This is a genomic window from Corallococcus macrosporus, from assembly GCF_017302985.1.
Lineage (GTDB): Bacteria > Myxococcota > Myxococcia > Myxococcales > Myxococcaceae > Corallococcus > Corallococcus macrosporus_A.
The window spans coordinates 1,243,041-1,264,947 of sequence record NZ_JAFIMU010000007.1; the positions used below are offsets into that span (position 1 = coordinate 1,243,041).

Genomic DNA, 21,907 nt, shown 5'->3' on the forward strand with positions numbered 1-21,907 from the left:
ACTCCGGAAAGGGGGGTTACGGAGAACACCCGACAGCATAGAGGGACGCGCGTCCGATGCCGATGTAGGTACGCCCTCAGGCCGAGGGTGAATCGCGATTCGTAAACTTCGCGTCCAACGCTGTCGCCTGTTTCCGACTGCACTGTCTTTACGGGGGCCAGGAGGGCTCGGTTATCGTCCGCCCCGTGCCTGTCTTCGGTCTTGCGGCGGTATGGGGGGAAGCGGCTTCGCCTGAGAAGGCGGCAGCCGTGGTGGAGGGCCTGGGCGCGCTGTTGCCGTCCGCGCAGTCCATGCAACTGGTGGTGGCGTTTCGCGACGAGGCCGGCGCGCTCGAGGTGAAGGTGGAGGTGCCCGGCTATCCGCGCGCGGCGGTGGAGCGGCTGGGTGACGAGGTTCGCAAGAGCGGCGGCACGTTCGTGGAGCTGTGGCGGTTGCCCAAGGCGGAGCGGGACGCGCTGCGCTCGCGCACGCTGGCGGGCGGCACGCCGTTCTCCGGCACCGAGCGCACGCAGGCCGCGCAGGAGCTGCGCCAGCACCTGGAGGCGCTGTCCACGCGAGGTCCCCTGCCCGCCGCTTCCGCGCCCGCGCCCCAGGCCGCGCCGCCCGCCGAAGCGCCGGCCGCCCCCACCGCGAGCGGAGGCGAGTCGTACCGCGCGCCGGAGACGGACGCGCCCGCGGATCCGTCGCCGGCCACTGCCGCCGAGGAACCGCAGCGCCGGGCCCGCCGCTTCGCCGTGAAGCTGGAGATGGAGTTCCGCACGGAGCTGGACTTCGTGCGGGAGCACGCGCTGAACATCAGCAACGGCGGCCTCTTCGTGCGCACCGCGCACCGCCCGCCGCAGGACAGCGTCGTCACGGTGGACGTGAAGCTGCCCAACGGCCAGCGGCTGCAGGGCGAGGCGCTGGTGGTGCACGTGGTGGACGCGCCGTACACGGGAGGCGTGGGGCTGGCCTTCCTGAGCGACGACGCCACCTTCGCGGCGACGCTGGACGAGTACCTGGCGAGCCTGGTGGGGGAGAAGGCGTGACGCTGGAGGAAGGCCAGACGCCGGAGTGGCCGCGCGACCTGGGACGCTTCCAGTTGCTGTCGCGGCTGGGGCGCGGCGGCAACGCGGAGGTGTTCCGCGCGCGGATGCTCCAGGGGCCGCTGGCGGGCGAGGAGGTGGCCCTCAAGCGCGTGCGGCCGGAGCGCCTGCGGGACGCGGAGGCGCGCGAGCAGCTCTTGCACGAAGCGGAGCTGGCGCGGTGCCTGGTGCATCCGCACATCGTGGGCTTCCGGGAGTACGGCGAGCTGGCGGACGGGCCCTACCTGGCGCTGGAGCTGGTGGACGGCACGGACCTGGGGCGGGTGCTGGCGCAGTGCCGGCGGCGGCGCATCGAGCTGCCCATCGACATCTCCGTGATGATGGTGCGCCACGTGCTGGAGGCGCTGGCGCACGCGCACAAGGCCACCAACTCCAAGGGCCTGCCGCTGGCGGTGGTGCACTGCGACGTGTCCCCCCACAACGTGCTGCTGTCGCGCGGCGGCGAGGTGAAGCTGGCGGACTTCGGCGTGGCCCGCTCGCGCGCGGGGATGGCGTTGGATTTGCGCCGCGTGGGCAAGCAGAACTACCGCTCGCCGGAGCTGCTGGCGGGCGAGGTCTCCGTGGCGGTGGACCTGTGGGCGGCGGCGGTGCTGCTGTATGAGCTGCTGTCGCTGGAGTCGCCCTATCCGGATGGCACGGCCGAGGAGGTGGAGGCCTCCATCCGGGGCCTGCGGGTGACGCCCGTGCGCATGGTGGCGCCGGAGGTGTCGGATCCGCTGGCGCTGGTGCTGGACCGGGCGCTCGCGCCGCACCCGTCGCAGCGCTTCTCCTCGGCGGAGCAGTTCGCGCGGGCGCTGGCGGCGCTGAGCGACGACCGCGTGGCGACGCCGCTGGCGGTGGCCGCGGTGGTGCGCGGCCTGATGGGCGCGGAGCCGGTGACGGGCTGAGGCGTCAGGCCACCTGTTGATCCAAGGGCACGAGGATGCCCGCGTCCCCTTCGACGACGAGCCGGCTGCGGCCGCCGCCCTGCTTCACCACGCGCACCTGCACGCCGATGCGCTCGGCCAGCCCGCTGACGTGGGAGATGATGCCCACCTGGCGGCCGGTGGCCTGGAGCGCGTCGAGCGTGGCCAGCGCCACCTCCAGCGTCTCCGGATCCAGCGTGCCGAAGCCCTCGTCGATGAAGAGGGTCTCCACCTGCGTCGTCTCCGACGACAGCGAGGCCAGGCCCAGCGCGAGCGCCAGGGACACGAGGAAGCTCTCGCCGCCGGAGAGGCTGGCCACGCTGCGCACCTCGTCGCCCATGTCGCCGTCCACCACCTGGAGGTCCAGGTCATGGCCGGGCACGCGCTCCAGGCGGTAGCGGCGCGCCAGCTCGCGCAGGTGCGCGTTGGCGTGCAGGAGCAGCGCGTCCAGGGTGAGGCTCTGGGCGAAGACCTTGAACTTCTTTCCGTCGTGCGAACCGATGAGGTCGCCCAGCGTCTTCCACACCTCCGCGTCGGCGCGGCGCTGCTCCAGGGCCCGGGCCTCCGCGCCATGGCGGGCGCGGGCGGCGTCGTCGGTGTCCAGCTTCGCGCGCAGCAGGCCTTCCGCGCGGCGGCGCACCTCCACGTCGGTGCGCAGGCGTTCGCACAGCTCCGCGACGTCCGCTTCCGCGAGCGTGGGGAGCCCGGAGGACTCATGGCGGACGCGGCGCTCGCGGCGCTCCACGAGGATGGCGCGGGCCTGGGCCACGGACTCGCGAAGGGCGTTGAGCGCGCGGGCCTCCGCGTCGCACCAGGCGGCGCCGCGAGACAGCAGGGCCTTGAGCTCTTCCAGGGTGGTGCCGTGGCCGGCGAGGCGTTCCGTGAGGACGGCCTGGGCGTTGTCGAGGGCACGGGCGGCCTCGGTGCGAAGGCGCACGGCGTCCTCGGCGCGGGCGGTGGCCACCTTCTCCGCCTGCTGGAGGGCCTCGGAGTCCTCGCGGGCGCGTTCATAGGCGGCCTGGGCGGCGTCGAGCCGGGCCTGGACCTCCGCGCGCACCTCCTGCGTGGAGCGGCCCTGGAGCAGCCGGGCGCGGGCCCGGGAGGCATCCTGGAAGGCCGCGTCCTTGAGGCCCGCGCGGTGGGCGGCGGTCTCGGCGTCCTCGTGACGGGCCTGGAGGCGGACCTCCTCACGGGCACGGCGGCCCTGCTCTTCCTCCAGGCGTTTGCGAGAAGCCTCCAGTTCCGTGAGCTTTTCGCGCCACTTCGTCACGCGCTCCAGGCAGCGGCTCTGGAAGCGAGCGGGATCCTCGGCGAGCTTTTCCTTCCAGGGGGAGGCTTCGCTGGAGAAGGGAGGCGACACTTCGGTGAGGGCGCGCTCGCGGGCATCGCGAGCGGTGTCCCGGCGAAGGAGCGCATCCCGGTGGGACTGGGCCGCGCGGGCCAGGGCGTCCTCGGCCTTGCGAAGGGCATCGGCCGCGCCTTCGCGCCGGGTGCGCCGGGTCTCCAGCAGCGCCCGGGCCTCACGAGCCGCGCTGGCCCGGGCCTCCGCGGAAGCCTCTTCCTCACGGAGCGTCGCGAGCCGGACGCGAACGTCCTCCTGAGCCGCACGGTTCCAGGCCTGAGCGGCGGCAGCCTCCGCGTCCTCGGGGGGCGCGGCATTGGCGGAGAAGTCCTGCACGGCCTCCGCGTTCGCGGCATCCGAGGCGGTGCGTGCCTTCTCGCCGCGCGAGGCCTTCTTCTCTCCGGCCGGGCTTGCCGCGTCCTCACCTGGGAGCACGGCACGGGTCCACCGTTCGCGGGCCGCGCGCCAGGATTCCCGGTGTGCCATGCGCTTGCGGGCCGCCGTGTCCCGCCGGCCTTCGGCCTGGGTCGCGGCGGTGTCCGCCGTGGCCTGCCGCACGCTTGCCGCGCTCTCCTGCTTCGCCGCGGCGTCGCGCGCCGACTCCAGCTCCTGCACCCGGGCCGCGGCCTCCGCGACCAGTCCCTCCAGCGCGGATCCCTCCCGGGCATATGGATGCTCGAGCGCTCCGCAGAGCGGACACGGCTCCCCTTCGTGCAGCGCGGCCCGGTGCGAGGCCAGCCCCTGCGTCGCCTCCGCTCGCGACTGCGCACGGCGTGCTTCGTGGAGCATCGCCTCCTGGGTCGCGCGCCGCGCCGCCGCGGCCTTCGCTTCCTCCGCCGCGCGCAGCGAAGCCTCGCGGTGCGCCTTCACCTCCGCCGCCGCGTCGCCCTCCGCCGTGCCCTCCGCCCGCGCACCTTCACCCGCGAGCGCCAGCGCTCCCAGCGCGTCCTGCCTCGCGAGCAGTGCCTCCCGCAGCACCCGCCTCGCCGCGCCTCCGTCCTCACCCAGCGCGGCTTCCGCGTGCGTCGCCAGGGCCTGCGCCTGCGCCTCGGACTCGGCCGCGTCCTGGTGCTCCTCACGGCGCGCCTGGGCTTCGCTGCCCAGCCGGTCCGCGTCCTTCCCCAGCCGGTCCACGTCCGCGCCCGCCGCCTGCTCCTCCTTCAGCGCCGCCGCGAACCGCTCCAGCTCGCGCTGCCAGCGGGGCCACTCCGTCGCCAGGGACTCCCAGCTCGCATGGGACGCACGCCAGGCCTCGGCCGCGTCCACCACCGCCTGGGCCTTCACCTCCGCCGCCTGCACCAGCGCCAGCGCGTCGCGCGCCGAGTCCTCCTGGCCCTTCGCCTGCTTCGCCAGCTCCGCGGCCTCACGCGCCTCGCGCTCCGCCTCCGCGCGGCGCGTGTCCAGCGTCGCGGCCTCCTCCAGCGCCGGACGCACCGATGCCTCCGCGTCCTGCGCCGCCGCCCTCGCGGCCTCCGCCTGCAACCGCACCTGCCGCTGCGCCGCCGCCGCCGCCAGCGCACCTTCCGCCTGCGAGGCCCGCTCCAGTTGCTCGGCCTCCGCCCTCACGCAGCCCTGCTCCGCGGCCTCCACCGCGGACACCACCGCGCGGAAGCCCTCCGCCGCGCGCACCGACTCCAGCAGCGCTTCACGGGGCGCCGCCGCCTCCCGCTCCGCCTCCGCCCGCGTCACCGCGCTTCCGGCCTGCTGCTCCAGCGCCACGAACTCCGCGAGCTGCGCGTACCAGGACCGGGCCGCCTCCGCCTCGCGCAGCCGCGCCTCCTCGCGGATCCGCGCCGCCTCCTCCTCGCCCAGCTGGGCCCTCGCGCCCTCGCGGTCCGCGTCCGACATCAGCGCGATGGCCGCGAGCCCCTGCGACAGCCGCTTCAGTTCCTCCTGCTCCTTCGCGTTCTTCTCATGCGCGGCGATGGACAGCCGGCTGTACACCTCCGTGCCCGTCATCCGCTCCAGCAGCTCCGCGCGCTCGTTCGCGTCCGCGCGCAGGAACGCCGCGAACTCGCCCTGCGCCAGCAGCGCCGAGCGCCGGAACTGGTCGAACGACAGCCCCAGCCGCTCCTGGATCGCCTGGAGCACCTCGCCCTTGGTGCGGCCAAACACCTGCCCGGAGACCACGTCCGTCAGGCTCAGCTCCTGCGGCCGGAAGCGCCCCTCCGCGCGCTCGCGCGCCCGCCACACGTTCCACCGCGCCCGGTAGCGCCGCCCGTCCTTGCCCAGGAAGTCCACCTCCGCGTGGCCCTTGCCCGCCCCGCGCCGCAGCATGCCGCGCACGTCGTAGGCCGACAGCCGCGCCTCCTCGTCCTCGTCCGCACGGCCCACCAGCACCTTGCTGGGCCCGCCCAGCCGGGGCGTGCGGTCGAACAGCGCCAGGCACAGCGCATCCAGCAGCGTGCTCTTCCCCGCCCCCGTCGCGCCGGAGATGGCGAACAGCCCCAGCCGGTCCAGCGGCGCCCGGTCCAGCTCCAGCGCGAAGTCCCCCGCGAAGCTCGTGAGGTTGCTGCCGCGAATCGCGAGAATCTTCACGACGCGTCCTCCTGCACCTGCGTCAGCAGCGCGTGGAACGACTCCAGCAGCCCCGCCGACGGCGCCTCCTTGAAGTCCCGCGCATAGCGGGCGAGGAACACGTCCTCCGGCGTGCGCTCCCGCAGCGACAGCCCGGGCCGCACGTCCGCCAGCGCGCCACCCGTGCCCGTATAGAACGGCGTCAGCTTCACCAGCCGCGCCGCCCGGCCCTCCAGCGCCTTCTCCACCTTGTGGCGCAGCGCCGGCTCCGGCCGGGGCAGCGACACGCAGACCTCCAGGTACGGCCGCATGGACTCCGGCGCTCCCGCCTCGCACGCGGGCAGCGCCGCCAGCAGCTCCAGCACCTCCGACAGCGGCGCCGCGTCCCGGGCCGGCACCCGCATCATGTCCGTGGTGCGCGGCACCGACAGCGGACGCACCTGCGTGAGCACCCCGTCCTCCACGTCCAGAACCAGCACCTGGTGCCGGTAGTGCGCCTCCGACAGCGACAGCGGCAGCGGCGACCCGCTGTAGCGCACGCCCTCGCGGCCGCCCACGCGCTGAGCCTTGTGCAGGTGTCCCAGCGCCGCGTACGCGACGTCCTCCGGGAACAGGTCCACCGGCAGCGCGTGCTGGTTGCCGCCCAGGATCTTCCGCTCGCTCAGCTCCGACAGTTCGGAGCCCGTCATGTAGCAATGGCCCATGGCCACCAGCGCCTGCCCGGACCTGCGCCGCCGCCGCGCGCCCTCCAGCACGTCCGCGTAGACGGAGCGCACGCCCTCCACCAGCCGGTCCCCCTCCCCGTCCGGCACCGACGGCAGGTCCGAGGGCCGCAGGTACGGCACCGCCGCCACCCACGCGCCCACCTTGCCACGCGCGTCGTGCACCGGCACCACCAGCCGCTCCAGCTCCAGTCCGCCCCGGTGACGGGGCAGTCCGCCCACCACGCGCACGCCCAGCGCATGGAACAGCGGATCCGGCGCGTCCAGGCGCGCGGCGGAGTCGTGGTTGCCGCCCACGACCACGACGTCCAGCTTCGGCAGCGTGCGCCGGGCCCGCGCGATGAAGTGGTACCAGGCCGCCTGCGCCTCCGCGCTGGGGTTGGCCGTGTCGAAGATGTCCCCGGCCACCAGGAGCGCATCCACCTCCTGGGACTCCAGCGTGTCCAACAGCCACGTCAGGAACGCGGCGTGCTCCGCTTCGCGTGAGACGTCATACAGCGTGTGGCCCAGGTGCCAGTCCGACGTGTGCAGCAGGCGCATCCGGCGTTCACCCTCCCTCGTGGCCCGGTGGCGGGTGCGGGCCGGGCAGCCTCCCCCGGTCCCAACCCCGACTCCAAGCGGCGAGCCCTCGCTCCCTTACCCGCCCCCTCTGACATTGTCGAAAAAGGGCGTCATTCCGCGCGCTTGCATTCGTGGCCTGCCCGACGCGTCCCGTCCTCCCCACCCCACGCGCCACGGCGCCTCCCCGCGTGGGACAGGGCCACCCATCAGGACACACCGCCGGCATGAGGGCCCTTGCGCCATGCGTGCACTCCACACGTTCGCGGGCGCGCGGCGTCCCTTCCCCAGGTCCGCGCACCCCATGCAGCAAGCCTGCCCGGCGCGCGGAGGTGCATCCGCGATCGGATTGATGGTTCACGCATCGCGGGGCCAGTGCACAATGCGCCGCCATGCTTTCCGGTGTCTTCTCCCCGCTCGGCATCCTCGCGTCCCTGCTCGTCCTGGGCGCCCTGGTCCTCGCCACGCTGTTCCAGCTCAAGCGCCGTCAGCGCGCCGCGTGGGAGGCGTTCGCGAAAGCCCACGGCCTGTCCATCGCGGAGCGGCGCATGGAGGTGCAGGGGCGCTATCAGGGGCGGCCGCTGCTCCTGGCCACGGGCAAGCGCGGCGCGGGCGGCAAGAAGCGCCACACCGTGACGGTGCTGCGGCTGGACCTGGAGGGCGCGCTGCCCGCGGACCTGCTGCTGGAGCACGAGCGCCCCGAGGACAAGCTCCCCGGCGCCGCCACCCCGCGCGAGGAGGTGCTGGGCGACACGGAGCTGGACGCCGCCTTCCAGGTGGAGGGGCTGGCGCCGGAAGCGCGTCCCGTCATCCTGGAGCCGGGAGTCCGTCAGCGGCTGCTGGGCCTCAAGGGCCACCGCCGCGTGAGCATCAAGGGCGGCTGGCTCCAGGTGGAGCAGCGCGGAGTCCCCGCGAGCGCCGGCGCGCTGGAGGCGTTGATCCGCGCGCCCCACGACCTGGCCCGCGCCATCACCGAGGCCGCGCCCGCGCTGCCCGCGCTGGAGGCCCCACCGCACGCGGAGGCGTCACGGATGGACGAAGAGCTCCCCGGCTCCGAGCACGCCTGAGGGCGACCCTCAGCCCACCCGCGCGAGCGCCTCCACGAACCGCTCGCGCACGTGCGTGGCCAGCGCCGCGGAGTCCGGACCGAACGTCTCCGGCGGCAGCGCCGGCATCACCCGCACCGTCACGGTGGCGCGAGGGCTCATCCACGGCCCGTCCCCATCCACCAGCTCCCGCGTGCCGCGCACCAGCACCGGCACCACCGGCACGTGCTCCTCCAGCGCCAGCTGGAACGCGCCGCGCTTGAAGGGCAGCAGCTCCCCCGGCGAATACGTCCCCTCCGGGAAGATGAGCACCGGGATGCCCTTGCGGAGCCACCGGCGGCACGGGCCCAGCAACTGCTCCATGGACGTGGAGCTGCCGCGCACGATGGGCACGTAGCCCAGGAGCGTCATCATCCAGCCCACCAGCGGCGTGCGGAACAGCGACGCCTTCGCCACGAACTTGTACGGCGTGAACAGCCCCATCACCGCCAGGATGTCCGCGAACGACTGGTGGTTGACGACGTAGACGCACGCCCCCTTTGGCAGCAGCTCCCGCCCCTCCACCCGCACGCGCCAGCCGGGCGAGGCGTGCAGCCACAGCCCGTAGCACCACCGGCACACCAGCACGTGCAGCCACTGGCGGTCGGGGTCCAGCGGGTACGCCACCACGAACAGCACCGCGCCCAGCGTGAACAGGATGGGCGCGGTGACGAGGAACAGCGCGAAGAACCACAGCGAGACGACGTAGCGCATGCGTGAGAGGGCTTCCGTTTCAGCGCGAGGCCGGAGGCGTCAGGGCCGACAGGAGTACCACGTTCCCCTGCCCCCTCTCACGCCCGCCCGCCCGCGCGCTCCTCGGCTGAGCCCGCGAAATTCCTCGGCCCGGGGCAGGCAAGACGTCGGGCCCGCATCATTCTCCTGCAATGCGCTTGCAGGGCCGCCAGATTAGCGCCTTAAGGTGCCCGGTCGGTCACACGGAGGGAGACACCGCATGGACGCGCAGGGAGTGCACATCGAAACCCATCCCCGCGAGGGCGAACCGGTGTTCAGCGCGGGCCGCCCCGACCCCTGCACCCTGGTGCTCTTCGGTGCGACGGGCGACCTGGCCGAACGCAAACTATTCCCGGCCCTCTTCGAGCTCGCCCGCTCCGGCCTGCTCCCGGAGAACTTCGCCATCGTCGCCTTCAGCCGCTCCAAGCTGGAGGACGCCGCCTTCCGCGAGCACGTGAAGGAGGGGCTCCAGAAGTTCGCCCGCACGCAGCCCGTGGACGAGGCCACCTGGAAGCGCTTCGCGGACACCATCGAGTGCGTCTCCGGCGGCTACGACGACCCGGAGACCTTCAAGCGCCTGGGCCAGAAGCTGGACGACATCGCGAAGCGCCACAAGACGGACGGCAACCAGCTCTATTACATGGCCACGCCGGCCTCCACGTTCCCGCAGATCATCAAGAGCCTGGCGGACGCGGGCCTGCTCAAGCGCGAGGAGCAGGCCGGCCAGAAGCCCTGGCGGCGGCTCATCATCGAGAAGCCCTTCGGCCACGACCTGGACAGCGCGAAGAAGCTCAACCAGGAGCTGGGCTCGGTGCTGGATGAGCGGCAGATCTTCCGCATCGACCACTACCTGGGCAAGGAGACGGTGCAGAACATCCTGGTGTTCCGCTTCGCCAACGCCATCTTCGAGCCGCTGTGGAACCGCCAGCACATCGACCACGTGGAGATCACCGCGGCGGAGGCCATTGGCGTGGAGGGCCGCGGCGGCTTCTACGACGAGACGGGCGTCATCCGGGACATGGTGCAGAACCACCTGCTCCAGGTGCTGGCCCTGTGCGCCATGGAGCCGCCGGTGTCCTTCGCGGCGGAGGACATCCGCGACGAGAAGAACAAGGTCTTCCGCGCGCTGCGCCCCATTGAAGGCGGCGACGTGCCCCAGCACGTGGTGGTGGGCCAGTACGAGGGCTACCAGGACGAGAAGGGCGTGAAGAAGGGCTCGCGCACGCCCACCTACGTGGCCATGAAGATGAACATCGACTCGTGGCGCTGGCAGGGCGTGCCCTTCTACCTGCGCGCGGGCAAGAACCTGAAGAAGCGCCTGACGGAGGTGTCCATCCACTTCAAGTCGGTGCCCATCGGCCTGTTCAGCGGCGGCGGCGCCACCTGCCAGCGGCTGCAGCCCAACGTGCTCACGCTGCGCATCCAGCCGCACGAGGGCATCGCGCTGTCCTTCGAGTCCAAGATTCCCGGCGAGGACGTCAACATCGGCGGCGTCACCATGGACATGGACTACGCGGAGAGCTTCAAGAAGCCCGTGCCGGAGGCCTACGAGCGGCTGCTCCTGGACTGCATGCGCGGCAACGCCACCCTCTTCGCGCGCCAGGACAGCGTGGAGCAGGCCTGGGGCTACATCACGCCCATCCTGAAGGCGCTGGAGACGGAGGCCGGCGGCACCGTGCACACCTACGCCAAGGGCAGCAAGGGCCCCGACGCCGCGGACGCGGTGCCCTCGAAGAACGGCCGGCGGTGGTCCACGCTATGAGCCAGCCCCTCATCGTCCCTTCCGAGCGGCTGACCCGTGAGGCCGCGGACTGGATGGCGCGCGAGCTCACGAAGGCGCTCGCCACGAAGGCCCGCGTGAGCCTGGCGCTGTCGGGTGGCAACACGCCCAAGCCCGCGTACCGGATGCTCGCGGACCACAAGCTCCCCTGGGAGCGCGTGGACGTGTACTTCGTGGACGAGCGCTTCGTGCCTCCCGACCACAAGGACAGCAACTACCTGCTGGTGAAGGAGTCGCTGCTGACGCCGCTGAAGCTGCCGGACGCGCAGGTGTTCCGCATGCAGGGCGAGCGCACGGACCGCGACGCCGCCGCGCGCGACTACGAGAAGGTCCTGCCCGCGAAGCTGGACGTGGTGCTCATCGGCGTGGGCGAGGACGGCCACACCGCGAGCCTCATGCCCGGCCACCCGGCCCTCCAGGAGCGCACGCGGCGGGTGCTGGCGGTGGAGCAGAGCGCCAAGCCGCCGCCGTGGCGGATGACGCTGACGTTCCCCGTGCTCCAGGGCGCGGGGGCGGTGCTGGGGCTGGTGGCGGGCGAGGGCAAGCGGGACGCCATGCGGCGGGTGCTCGCGGGCGATATGTCCCTGCCCGCGGCGCACGTGACGAACACGCAGTGGATGCTGGACCCCTCCGCCCACGGGTGAGGCGGATCCTCTGGAGGGAACGATGAGCACACAGACGAAGCCGGCGCAGTTCGGCGTGGCGGGCATGGGCGTCATGGGCGCCAGCCTGGCCCTCAACATCGCGGACCACGGCTTCCGCGTCGCCGTATGGGACCGCCACCCGGAGGCCATCCAGAAGGTCCAGCAGGAGAACCCGAAGCAGGGCCTGATGGGTTTCCCGGAGCTGGAGCAGTTCGTCGCCGGCCTGGAGCGCCCGCGCCGCATCCTCCTGATGATCACCGCGGGCGCCCCCGTGGACGAGATGATGGCGCGGCTGTTCCCGCTCCTGTCGCCCGGGGACGTCATCATGGACGCGGGCAACTCCTGGTACCTGGACACGCGCCGCCGCGAGGCGCTGTGCAAGGAGAAGGGCTTCCACTTCCTGGGCATCGGCGTGTCCGGCGGCGAGGAGGGCGCGCGCCACGGTCCGTCCATCATGCCGGGCGGCCCCAAGGACGCGTACGCGCTGGTGCAGCCGGTGCTGGAGGCCATCGCCGCGCGCAGCGAAGAGGGCCTGTGCGTCACCCACGTGGGCCCGGAGGGCGCGGGCCACTTCGTGAAGATGGTGCACAACGGCATCGAGTACGCGGACATGCAGCTGCTCGCGGAGACGTACGACGTGCTCCACCGCGGCCTGGGCCTGGACACCGCGACGCTCGCCGACCTGTTCTCCAAGTGGAACGAGGGCATCGCTGAATCGTTCCTGCTGGAGACCACCATCAAGGTGCTGCGCAAGCGCGACCCGGAGACGGGCAAGCCGCTGGTGGACATGGTGCTGGACAAGGCCGGCCAGAAGGGCACGGGCAAGTGGACGGTGCAGGTGGCGCTGGACCTGGGCGTGCCGGTGCCCTCCATCGCGGCGGCGCTGGACGCGCGCAACCTGTCCTCGCGCAAGGATGAGCGCGTGGCCGCGAGCAAGAAGCTCCACGGCCCCGACATCTCCCTGTCCTCAGAGGAGAAGAAGGAGCTGGCCCAGTGGGCGCACGACGCGCTCTACGCGGCGCGCGTGGTGACGTACGCGCAGGGCATGCGGCTCATCCAGGCGGCGTCGGACGAGTACAAGTGGGGCGTGTCGCTGGCGGAGATGGCGCGCATCTGGCGGGGCGGCTGCATCATCCGCGCGAAGCTGCTCACCCCGCTGCGCGAGTCCTTCCAGCAGCAGCCCACGCTGCCCAACCTCATGGTGTCCGAGGCCTTCGCGCCGGTGCTGAACAAGCTGGCCCCCGCGTGGCGCAAGCTGGTGGGCGCCGCGACGGCGGCGGGCATCCCCGTGCCGGTGTTCAGCAGCAGCCTGGCGTACATGGACAGCTACCGCAGCCCGGAGCTGCCGCAGAACCTCACCCAGGCCCAGCGCGACGCGTTCGGCGCGCACACGTACCAGCGCCGGGACAAGCCCGACGCCGGCTTCGTGCACTCGGACTGGCTGAAGTAGTCCCCTGCCCCCACTGCGCGCCGCCTACTTCTTCTGGGTGGCGCGCAGCTCGGCGCGGCGGATCTTCCCGCTCACCGTCTTGGGCAGCTCCGTGACGAATTCAATCTCGCGCGGGTACTTGTAGGGCGCCGTGGTCTTCTTCACGAAGTCCTGCAGCTCCTGCGCGAGCTGCGGTGACGGCGAGTGGCCCGGCGTGAGCAGCACGTACGCCTTGATGCGCTGGCCCAGCTTGTCGTCCGGCACGCCGATGACGGCGGACTCCGCCACGGCCGGGTGTTCAATCAGCGCGGACTCCACCTCGAAGGGGCCCACGCGGTAGCCGGACGTCTTGATGACGTCGTCGGAGCGCCCCACGAACCACAGGTAGCCGTCCGCGTCGCGCACCGCGCGGTCGCCGGTGACGTACCAGTCCCCCCGGCTGCTGGCGGCGTTGGCCGCGTCGTCGTTGAGGTAGCCCGCGAACAGGCCCACCGGCCGCTCCGGCTTCACGCGCACGGCGATGTCACCCTCCTGCCCGTCGGCGACCTCCTTGCCGTGCTCGTCGATGACGCCCACGTGGAAGCCCGGGGACGGCTTGCCCATGGAGCCCACGCGCGGCTCCATCCCGGGGAAGATGCCCACGATGACCACCGTCTCCGTCTGGCCATAGCCCTCGCGGATGTGCAGCCCGGTGGCCTCCTTCCACGTCTGGATGACCTCCGGGTTGAGCGGCTCGCCCGCGCTCAGGGAGTGGCGCATCGCGGACAGGTCGACCGCCTTCAAATCCTGGAGCACCAGCGCGCGCCACGCGGTGGGCGGCGCGCAGAACGTGGTGACCTTCTCCCGCTCCAGCACCTTCAGAAAGGCCACCGGGTCGAACCGGCCGCGGAAGTCGTGGACGACGTTGCACGCGCCCACGCTCCACGGGCCGAAGAGCTTGCCCCACGCGCACTTCGCCCAGCCGGTGTCGCTGAGCGTGAGGTGCCGGTCCTCCGGCGTCAGGTCCAGCCAGTAGCGGCCGGTGATGAGGTGCCCCTGGCCGTAGCTGGACTGGGTGTGCAGCACCATCTTCGGCATGCCGGTGGTGCCGGACGTGAAGTAGATGAGCAGCGGATCATCCGCCTTCGTGGGCGGGAACGCAGTGGCCTGACCTTCCGCCAGGGCCTCCGACGTGTAGCGCGTCCACGGAGAAGGCGCGTCGCCGGTGGACACCCACGTCGTCACGCCGGGGGCCTGGCCTGGCACGCCCTCGAAGCGGTCCAGGCAACTGCCGTCGGTGAGGACCGCCTTCGCGCCGGACACCTCCAGCCGGTAGCGGATGTCCTTCGCGGTGAGCATGGGCGTGCCGGGCATGAAGACGATGCCCGCGCGGATGCAGCCCAGCACCAGGAACCACCACTCCGGCACGCGCGGCATCAGGATGAAGACCCGATCGCCGTGCTTCAGCCCCAGCCCGGTGAGGAAGCGCGCCGCGTGCAGCGAGCGCTCCTTCAGCTCCTGGAAGCTGAAGCGCTGCGAGCGTCCGGACTCGTCGGACCACTGGAGCGCGGGGGCCTGGGGCCGCTCGGCCGCGTGCCGGTCGATGACGTCCGTGGCGAAGTTGAAGTGCGCCGGCCGCTCCCACCGGAAGTCCCGGCGGGTGGTCGCGTAGTCGGCGGAAGCGCGGGACGGGGACTCGGGCATGGGCGGCTCCTGGGGTGTTGCGACAACCCCAGCAGCCTGTCACGTCATCCCGAGCGGTGAGGCAGGGCCCCCGCGCGGAGCGCCCGATGGTGGACGCTCGTGACGCGCGGGGAAGCCCGGGGACTTCAGTGGGCGGCTTCTTCGCGCAGGCCCTTCGCCAGGTCGCGCGCTTCGTCGCTCCAGCCGGCTTCCTTCAGCCCGGCCACCTGCTCGAACGCGTCCGCGGCGAGTTCCTTCTGGCCCAGGGCGCGCAGCGCGAGCCCGCGGTTCCACAGCGCCCGCGGGTTCTCTTTCAAGTCCGCGCGCTCCAGCAGCTTCAGCGCGTCCTGGTAGCGGCCTTCCTGCAGCGCCACCACCGACAGGTCGATGTTCCGCTCCGGGGACGCGGGCTCGCGGGCCAGCACCGCCTGTGCCTGCTGCCACTGGCCGTGCAGCACATAGGCCGCGACGATGCCGCGGAAGTCCTGGCGCTCCTCCATCTGCGCCAGCGGACGCAGGGGCAGCGTGACCGTCGCCGCCTCCGCGCCGTCCGCGCCACCGCGCATGGGGCTGTAGGGACGGTGCTTGTCCGCGCGCGGATCCGACAGGCGCGCCTCCAGCTCGCGGGTGGTCTGGTTGTCCAGGAAGACGACCGCCGGCACTTCCGCGGCGGGCATCATGCGCGGCACGAAGATGGCGCAGAGGCTGGCGGCCATGGCCAGCGGCGCCACGACGCGCGCGTTGCGGCGCACCCACGCGCCCAGCGCCACCACGTTGCCCTCCGGCTTCGCGGCCGGCTGCTCCACCACGCCCGTCCCCAGGGCGCGCGCGGCCAGCAGCTCCAGCTGCAGCAGGTCCCGCAGGCCGCCCTCGCAGGCGGCGCAGCGTGGCAGGTGGTTCCGGAACCCTTCGGCGTCGGACTCGGACAGCTCGCCGTCCATGAAGAGGTGCAGCCGGGTGCAATGCGCGTTCATGACTGGACTCCCCGCTCCCGGGCCACCGCGACGCTCGGAAGCAGCAGTTCCCTCAGGTCCCGGCGCGCCAGCGTCAGCCAGCTGCCCACGGTCCCCACGGGAACGTTGAAATGTTCAGCGATCGCCTGGTAGCGGCGACCCTCGGCGTGAAGCTTGTACGCGTCCCGCAGGTGCGGCTTGAGCTGCTCGATGGCCGCCTGGAACGCGTCGTTGCCCACCAGCTCCCAGTTCTCCCGGTCCCCGTCCCCCGTCACCGGCAGGTCCTGCACCAGCGCCAGGTGCGGCAGCCCCCGGCTCTCCGTGCGCTGCCGGCGGCAGTGGTCCAGGAACCGGTTGGTCATCGTCGTGCACAGCCACGCCGCGCACGCCGCTTCCGTCCGGTCCTTCAGGTGCCCGTACTCCGGCAACGCCCGCTCGAAGGCCTCCTGGACCAGGTCTTCCGGGTCCAGGACGCCGCGAGCGCACAACCGCCGCGCCACCGCCAGCAAGCTGGGCCGGTGTCGCTGGATGAACGCCTCGAAGTGGCGTCGTTCCCGGTTGAAGAGGTTGGCCATGACACAAGGCCCCGAAGTGACTGGTGGGCTTTCCTGACTAAAGACGCCGAGCGGTTCGTTTCTTGAGAGAAAAATGCCCGGAAGGGCAGACAGGCCTGCCGGGCCCGGCCGCTCAGCGAGCGGCTTGCGCCCCCTCCAGGAGGGGCGGCACCGACGGCGGCGGCAGCGGCCGGCGGCGGCGCGGCGCCCGGTTCTCGCAGTTGACGTAGGAGCCCTTCACGTGTGGGGCGCTGTGGTCAGGCTCGAAGGTGCCAGAGCGGGGAGAGGACAGGTCTCCGGGGGTCATGGATGGCTTCTCCTGGTACGACGGAAGTCCAGCGTAAGCATGGGATGGGTGGAAAAAGACGGACGGGGCTGTCCATACCACGCCCCGGCGCACCGGCAGGAGGGGCCCCCCTGGGCCAATCCTTCAAGGATTTCAAGGAGTTCTGAATGAACGAGGACAAGTCCCCGCTGCGTCCGGAGTGGCGCCAGTGGCTGGCGGAGAACCTGGCCCTGGGGGTGGGTGTGGAGGAGGTGGAGCAGGTGCTGGTGGGAGCGGGCGTGTCCCTGGAGGTCGCGCGAGCGGAGATCGCCGCGGCGGGGCAGCACCCGTACTTCCAGGCGTGCCGGCAGGTGGCCCGGCACTTCGGGTGGCTGGAGTCCCTGATGGAGACCTACAGCGCGCTCCGGGCCCAGGACGGGGGCCGCGAGCTGGAGGTGCGCGAGGGGCTCACCCCGGAGGAGTTCTTCCGCCGCTACTACTTCGGGCACCGGCCGGTGGTGCTCAAAGGGGCGATGAAGGACTGGCCCGCGCTCACGAAGTGGTCCGTGCCGTACTTCCGAGAGCACTTCGGGCGGGTGGAGGTGGAGGTGATGACGGGGCGCGACGCCAACCCGGAGCACGCGGCCCAGCAGGACCGGCACCGCTCGCGGATGCCCTTCGCGGACTTCCTGGCGATGGTGGAGTCCGGCCGCCAGACGAACGACTACTACATGGTTCCGCGCAACGACAATTGGAGCCGCGAGGGGCTGTCCGCGCTGCGGGAGGACCTGCGCGCCCCCAAGGGCATCATCGACCCGTCGCTGCTGGCGGATCAGATGACGCTGCTCCTGGGCCCGGCGGGCACCGTCACCCCGCTGCACCACGACAACATGAACATCCTGCTGGGCCAGGTGATGGGCAGGAAGCACGTGAAGCTGGTGCCGTCCTACGAGCGCCACCGGGTGTACCCGCACCGGGGCACCTTCAGCCACGTGGACGCGGGCGCGCCGGACCTGGTGGCGCACCCGCTGTTCGCGGAGGCCACGGTGCTGGAGACGGTGCTGGAGCCCGGGGACATGGTGTTCCTGCCCGTGGGCTGGTGGCACTGGGTGAAGGCGCTGGACGTGAGCGCCAGCGTCACCTTCCACCACTTCGTCGTCCCTGGTGGCAACACGCACCTGGATGCCCCCCCGTAACACGCGCCTCAGTCCGCCTTTTCCACCAGAAGCACCGAGCGTGTCCACCCGGCCCGGCCGTCGCGCGCGAGCCACGCCTGACGCTCGTCGCGCAGCGCGACGGCGGCGGGCGAGCCCGCGTGGATGCGCCGGCGCACGCCGTCGAAGAAGCGGCCCGCCGCGTCCGGGATGTCCACCGTGGAGGCCAGCACCGCGCGGGCCCCTGAATCGATGAAGGCCGCCGGCAGGCTGAAGGGCTCCGTGCTCTGCAGCGCCGTGGTGCGGCCCGCGCTGCACGCGGCCAGGAACACGGTGGGCTCGCCCTTGAGCTTCTGCTCGCGCACCACGTCCGCGGTGAGCGCGTAGCGGCCGTTCACCTCCGGGGACAGCACCACCAGCGACGCGCCGGAGATGCTGGGGTCGGTGATGCCGTGCGCGTGGATTTCAATCTCCGTGGCGTCCGTCATGCTCTCCAGCACGCGCGAGGGCGTGGCGTCCGAGCCGGACAGCACGTTGGGCGGCGCGCTCCCCGGCTCCGCGTCCGGCGTCCACGCGGGCAGCCGGGGCAGTTGCAGGAGCGACGGGGCCTCCACGCCGGCCACCACCAGCCGGCGCGACGCCTGGGCGCTGCCGGCCGGGCGCGGACCCTGGGCGCGGCCCAGGCGGAAGCTCCACGCGATGTCGGACGGCAGCAGGTCCGTGCGGCCGAAGACGGGCGCCCACGCGAGCACGTCCACGTGGTCGCAGCTGGCGAGCGTCTTGCGCAGGGTCTCCGGCACCAGCCGGGACGAGTCCGCGCGGGCGAAGGGCTCCTTGCGCGTGTCGTCGTAGTGCCCCTTCACCTCGCCCTGGGGGCCCAGCGCCACCAGCACGGTGCGCTCGGCGTGGACGCTGGCGGCCAGCGCGCAGCGCGTGGGCACGGGCGTCCCCAGCTGCGAGGCCATCAGCTCCACCACCTTGGGGAACTCACCGGCGCGGCCCGCGTCCACCGCGAGCGACGAATAGCTGAGCGCCCAGGACTCGCGCCCCAGCGCGTCGCCGCGCGGCAGGGCGTCCGCGGCCTTGATGGCGTTGCGCAGGTGGCCCTCGCCCTTCGCACGGTCGCGGTCCAGGAGGAAGCGGCCCTCCAGATAGTCCGCGTAGACGCGGTCGCCGCCCTGCACCACCGGGCCCGACAGCGTGTTGGAGGTGACGCGGGAGAGCCACTCCGCGTCGTTGGGGCCGGAGCTGGAGCGCGTCAGCTCCGCGAGCGTGGCGCCGAACACCGGCTCCATGGGGTTGTCCGCGCAGGCCGCGGCGATGTCCAGCTCACGCCGCGCGTCCTGGGGCCGCAGGTCCAGGTAGTGCAGGTGCGCCAGCTGCACGTGGGGCCAGGCGCAGCTGCGCGTGGGGCCGCGCGCCATCCACTCCTCCAGATAGGCGCGGGCGCTGCCCAGGTCGTTGCGCGAGCGCGCCACCTGGCTCAGCACTTCCAGCACGCTGAACTCCAGCTCCCACTCGCGCAGCTGCCGGGCGCCGGCCCAGAGCACGCGCGCATGCTGCTCGGACTCCGTCACGCGCTGCATGTCGTAATAGAAGATGGCCAGCCGCTTCTCCAGCTCCAGGCAGCGCACGGACAGCGCGCCCTCGCGGCAGCGCTGGAGCGCGCCGAAGAGCCGCTGCTCGGCCTTCCACCACGCGCCGTCGGAAATCTCCTTGAGGGCCTGGTCGCGGTCCGCGACGTAGGTGAACCAGGGGTCCTCCGTCCGCTTGATGCGCTCCAGCGTGTCCTTGAGGTGGTTGAGGGTCCCCTTGCGCGTGCGCATGAGGGCACCCAGGTAGATGTCCTCGTCGCCGGACACCCGCGCCCGGTCCAGCAGCGCCTCCGGGACGGCCTGGCCCGCGCGCAGCGTCTCCGCGTAATGCCGCGCCAGCTCCGCCCGGCGGGCGAAGTCGCGCTTCGCCACGCGCTGCACGTAGTCCGTGAGCACGCTGCCGCCCTGCACCCGGTCCAGCTCCTTCGCCAGGGGCAGCAGCGCCAGCACGCGCTCCTTCGACGGCGCGGCGCGCACGGCCTCATAGAAGACGCCGCGCACCGTGCCCGGGAGCTGCCGGGCCGCGTCCAGGGGTAGCGGCGCCTTCGGGTCCTCCACCAGGGCCAGCGTCGCCTCGCGCGCGGCCTTCCACTGCCGCTGGCGCTCCAGCGTGGCCTCCCGCAGGGCCAGCGCCTGGGCGTGGGCCTCGCGTCCCCAGCCCTGCTCGTTGCGCTTCGCCACCTGCTCGAACAGCTCCGACGCGCGCAGCGTCAGCCCCATCTCGCGGAACACCAATGCGCGGTTCCACAGGGCCTGTGACAGGCCGGGCTTCGCGGCCAGCGCGCCGTCCAGCAGCCGCAGCGCGCGCTCATGGTCACCCCGGGCGAGCGCCACCGCCGCCAGGTCGCTGTCGCGCTCCGGTGAGGCCGGCAGGCGCTCCAGGAAGGACGCCGCCTGGCTCCACTCACCCTCCAGGGCATACGCCGCCGCGATGCCGCCCCAGTCCTCCCTGGCCTCCATGCGGGCGAGCGGGCCCAGGGGCATCGGCTCGGCGGGCACCGGGCAGCCGCCCGCGGGGGCTCGTGAGCGGTAGCGGTCCGCTTCCGGGTGCGTGAGGCGGGCCTCGATGCGGGCCGCGGCCCGGCGATCCGCCCAGAAGGTGTCAGGAGCGGACGGCTGCTGCGCCCGGGGCTTCAGGGCCGCGACTCCCGCCGCCATGAGGGGGATGGCGACCGCCAGCGCCCAGAGACTCTTCTTCGCCGGCTTCAGCATGCGATCCCCTCGGGCGTCTCCCCCCTGCCGCCCTTCCGGGACGTTCTACACCAACCTCCGACGAACGCCGACCTGGCCTCGCGTCCTGCCTCCAGGCGTCCCATGACGCGGTGGGCAGCAAGCCGGTGGGAAAACAGGCGCATCGGATGTTTTGGGTGACACACGCCCCAATAGACGGCCTGCTCCGCCGATCTTGAAAAAAGGCCCCACTTCCCACGTTCGTCGCAAGAGGGGGACGGGACGCCGGGCCGTCAGGCTGTTGGGGGGATGACGCTCGGGGGCTCGGCTGCACGGCTGCTTCCAGCGGATGGTTTGAGCGCCCGCATCCACCTGGAATCACGCGCTTCGGCATGCCTGGGGAAGTGACGGGCGGCAGGGCCCTGCCTCCCTCTTGCCCCGGCAGGCGTCCCGCCAGGCGCGCGTGTGGCAGGGGGTTGGCAGGCGGGACGGGGCGGGAAGGCTTTTTCCGCGCCGCGTGTCCTCGTGGCCCAACCCGGACCGAAAGGACCCCTGTTTGAAGCGACTCCTTCAGCTCGTTGCCGCGGCCTCCCTGATGCCCGCCCTGTCTTTCGCTGGCGTCATCTGGAAGGGCGACTTCGAGACCGGCAACACGTCGCAGTGGACGCGACAGCAGGCCGTTGCCAACAGCCGCTTGCAGGTCGTGACCGATGTGGTGCGTGACGGCAAGTACGCGCTCAAGGCCACCGTGAAGCAGGGCGACAACCCCATCAACGCCAGCGGTAACCGCAACGAGCTGCTCTACCTGACCCACGAGACGCAGGGGAAGGAGTACTACTACAAGTGGAGCACGCTCTTCCCCACGAACTACCCCGTCCATGATTCGTGGCAGGTCATCACCCAGTGGCACCAGGAGGGCTGCTGTGGCTCTCCGCCGCTGGAGTTCTTCGTGCGCGGGGACAAGATCAACCTGCGCGTGGGCGGCAACACCACGCCCGTGCTGTGGCAGACGTCCATCGACAAGGGCAACTGGCACGACTTCGTGCTGCACGTGAAGTGGTCCTCGGACAAGAAGGCCGGCTTCGTGGAGCTGTGGCACAACGGCCAGCACGTGCTGCCGAAGACCTACGGCGCCAACCAGTTCGGCAAGGACCTGAACTACCTGAAGATGGGGCTGTACCGCGACGCCGCCATCAAGCCCGAAGGGACCATCTTCCACGACGGCTTCACCATGGGGACGACGCTCGAGGACGTGATGCCGCCCGCGCCCGCGCCGGTGGAGGAGCCCGTGCCCGCGCCCACGCCCGTGCCGGACGACACGAACATCCCGAACGACACGACGCCGGACACCACCACCACGCCCCCGGTGGCGGAGACCCCGACGACGGGCACGCCGAACGCGCCCACCACGCAGCTGCCCACCGTGGGCGGCCAGACGCCCACCGCCCCCGGCACCACGCCCGTGTCCAACAACCCCAACGGCCTGCCGGACTCGTCCGACGCCGTGGCGGGGGGCTGCAGCGCGTCCGGAACGTCCGGCACCCTGCCCTTCGCCGCCGCCCTGCTGATGCTGGGCGCCGCCGCGCTGCGCCGCCGCCGGGCCCCCGCCCGCGCGCTGGCCCGCCGCGCGAAGCGCTGACTTCCGCCCGTCTCCGAAGCAAGTCCCCCAGGCCCGGTGCGTCCTCGTGACGCACCGGGCCTTCTTGTTTCCGGGGACTTTGTTCGACCACGCAAATATGTCAGAGATTTTAAGTA

At 72.2% G+C, this 21,907-nt stretch carries 16 protein-coding genes; 8 read left to right on the top strand and 8 right to left on the bottom strand.

The window, feature by feature from the left end; translation table 11 throughout:
- Positions 1 to 251: 251 nt before the first annotated feature.
- Together JYK02_RS17350 and JYK02_RS17355 are read left to right on the top strand one after the other, a co-directional pair.
- Positions 252 to 1,028, top strand: a complete 777-nt coding sequence (locus JYK02_RS17350; protein WP_347402589.1) for a TIGR02266 family protein — start codon at positions 252 to 254, stop codon at positions 1,026 to 1,028.
- The gene (locus tag JYK02_RS17355; protein ID WP_207052426.1) at positions 1,025 to 1,972 is read left to right on the top strand and encodes a protein kinase domain-containing protein; all 948 of its coding nucleotides are present in this window, start codon (positions 1,025 to 1,027) and stop codon (positions 1,970 to 1,972) included. Before JYK02_RS17350 ends, JYK02_RS17355 begins: the two co-directional genes overlap by 4 nt.
- A 4-nt stretch (positions 1,973 to 1,976) precedes the next feature.
- Here JYK02_RS17355 and JYK02_RS17360 read toward each other — a convergent pair whose 3' ends face one another.
- Positions 1,977 to 5,870: an AAA family ATPase gene (locus tag JYK02_RS17360; RefSeq protein ID WP_207052428.1), complete on the bottom strand. Its 3,894-nt coding sequence runs from the start codon at positions 5,868 to 5,870 to the stop codon at positions 1,977 to 1,979.
- Positions 5,867 to 7,111, bottom strand: a complete 1,245-nt coding sequence (locus JYK02_RS17365) for an exonuclease SbcCD subunit D C-terminal domain-containing protein (RefSeq protein WP_207052430.1) — start codon at positions 7,109 to 7,111, stop codon at positions 5,867 to 5,869. The genes JYK02_RS17360 and JYK02_RS17365 overlap by 4 nt, the downstream gene beginning before the upstream one ends.
- A 410-nt stretch (positions 7,112 to 7,521) precedes the next feature.
- On the opposite strand from JYK02_RS17365, the gene JYK02_RS17370 reads away from it, so the two are divergent.
- Positions 7,522 to 8,196 carry a hypothetical protein gene (locus JYK02_RS17370; protein WP_207052432.1) on the top strand — a complete coding sequence of 225 codons (675 nt, stop codon included), beginning with the start codon at positions 7,522 to 7,524 and terminating at the stop codon, positions 8,194 to 8,196.
- A 9-nt stretch (positions 8,197 to 8,205) separates the two neighbouring features.
- Here JYK02_RS17370 and JYK02_RS17375 read toward each other — a convergent pair whose 3' ends face one another.
- The gene (locus JYK02_RS17375; RefSeq protein WP_207052434.1) at positions 8,206 to 8,928 is read right to left on the bottom strand and encodes a lysophospholipid acyltransferase family protein; all 723 of its coding nucleotides are present in this window, start codon (positions 8,926 to 8,928) and stop codon (positions 8,206 to 8,208) included.
- Between the two features lie 238 nt (positions 8,929 to 9,166).
- Here JYK02_RS17375 and zwf point away from each other — a divergent pair, with 238 nt between their 5' ends.
- From zwf to gndA, 3 genes are read left to right on the top strand one after another with little or no spacing between them, the layout of a single operon-like run.
- Positions 9,167 to 10,708: a glucose-6-phosphate dehydrogenase gene (gene zwf / locus JYK02_RS17380; RefSeq protein WP_207052436.1), complete on the top strand. Its 1,542-nt coding sequence runs from the start codon at positions 9,167 to 9,169 to the stop codon at positions 10,706 to 10,708.
- The gene (gene pgl, locus JYK02_RS17385; protein ID WP_207052437.1) at positions 10,705 to 11,370 is read left to right on the top strand and encodes a 6-phosphogluconolactonase; all 666 of its coding nucleotides are present in this window, start codon (positions 10,705 to 10,707) and stop codon (positions 11,368 to 11,370) included. The genes zwf and pgl overlap by 4 nt, the downstream gene beginning before the upstream one ends.
- A gap of 22 nt (positions 11,371 to 11,392) precedes the next feature.
- Positions 11,393 to 12,820 (top strand): NADP-dependent phosphogluconate dehydrogenase, encoded by a 1,428-nt coding sequence (gene gndA, locus JYK02_RS17390; RefSeq protein ID WP_207052438.1) that lies wholly within the window; start codon positions 11,393 to 11,395, stop codon positions 12,818 to 12,820.
- A 24-nt stretch (positions 12,821 to 12,844) separates the two neighbouring features.
- Here the strand turns inward: gndA and JYK02_RS17395 are convergent, their stop codons facing one another.
- The 4 genes from JYK02_RS17395 to JYK02_RS17410 form a co-directional block, all read right to left on the bottom strand.
- A complete protein-coding gene (locus tag JYK02_RS17395; protein ID WP_207052439.1) occupies positions 12,845 to 14,482 on the bottom strand; it encodes an acyl-CoA synthetase in 1,638 nt (545 codons plus the stop codon).
- A 125-nt stretch (positions 14,483 to 14,607) separates the two neighbouring features.
- Positions 14,608 to 15,435 carry a zf-HC2 domain-containing protein gene (locus JYK02_RS17400; protein ID WP_207052440.1) on the bottom strand — a complete coding sequence of 276 codons (828 nt, stop codon included), beginning with the start codon at positions 15,433 to 15,435 and terminating at the stop codon, positions 14,608 to 14,610.
- The gene (locus tag JYK02_RS17405) at positions 15,432 to 15,989 is read right to left on the bottom strand and encodes an RNA polymerase sigma factor (protein ID WP_207052441.1); all 558 of its coding nucleotides are present in this window, start codon (positions 15,987 to 15,989) and stop codon (positions 15,432 to 15,434) included. Before JYK02_RS17405 ends, JYK02_RS17400 begins: the two co-directional genes overlap by 4 nt.
- 112 nt (positions 15,990 to 16,101) lie before the next feature.
- Positions 16,102 to 16,275, bottom strand: a complete 174-nt coding sequence (locus JYK02_RS17410; RefSeq protein WP_207055365.1) for a hypothetical protein — start codon at positions 16,273 to 16,275, stop codon at positions 16,102 to 16,104.
- A 146-nt stretch (positions 16,276 to 16,421) separates the two neighbouring features.
- Here JYK02_RS17410 and JYK02_RS17415 point away from each other — a divergent pair, with 146 nt between their 5' ends.
- Positions 16,422 to 17,429: a cupin-like domain-containing protein gene (locus JYK02_RS17415; protein WP_207052442.1), complete on the top strand. Its 1,008-nt coding sequence runs from the start codon at positions 16,422 to 16,424 to the stop codon at positions 17,427 to 17,429.
- 8 nt (positions 17,430 to 17,437) lie between these two features.
- On the opposite strand, the gene JYK02_RS17420 is transcribed toward JYK02_RS17415, so the two are convergent.
- A complete protein-coding gene (locus JYK02_RS17420; protein ID WP_207052444.1) occupies positions 17,438 to 20,194 on the bottom strand; it encodes a CHAT domain-containing protein in 2,757 nt (918 codons plus the stop codon).
- A 514-nt stretch (positions 20,195 to 20,708) separates the two neighbouring features.
- Here JYK02_RS17420 and JYK02_RS17425 point away from each other — a divergent pair.
- Positions 20,709 to 21,791, top strand: a complete 1,083-nt coding sequence (locus tag JYK02_RS17425; RefSeq protein WP_242588782.1) for a polysaccharide lyase — start codon at positions 20,709 to 20,711, stop codon at positions 21,789 to 21,791.
- The last annotated feature ends 116 nt before the right edge of the window (positions 21,792 to 21,907 follow it).